Origin of the sequence: Pseudomonas sp. FSL R10-0056, from assembly GCF_009600105.1 — a bacterium.
Classification (GTDB): Bacteria; Pseudomonadota; Gammaproteobacteria; order Pseudomonadales; family Pseudomonadaceae; genus Aquipseudomonas; species Aquipseudomonas bubulae.
On the sequence record NZ_WIWL01000136.1, the window covers coordinates 1 to 274 of the forward strand.

General features: G+C 62.8%; 1 protein-coding gene. It reads left to right on the forward strand.

What is annotated here, in order from left to right; genetic code table 11:
* A partial coding sequence (locus GHO42_RS07445) for an N-acetyltransferase (RefSeq protein WP_153384142.1) occupies positions 1-274 on the forward strand: 274 nt, incomplete at both ends.

Here is a 274-nt window from a genome sequence, read left to right on the forward strand (position 1 = left end):
GCCGAAGGCCGCGTGATTGGCATGATGCACAGCTACGTGATGCGTGAAGACCCGAACCCTGAGCCTGTGACCGACCCGGTGCTGGCGCCGTACGCCGACATGGAGGTCCCCGACACGCTGTATATCTCCAGCCTGGCCTTGCATGAAGGGTGGCGCGGCCTGGGCTTGGGCCAGGAGTTTCTTAAATACGCGCACCAGCGTTGTGATGAGTTAGGGCTCAAGGGCTTGAGCCTGATCGACTACGCCGCCAACACCGGCGCCCGCCGGTTCTATG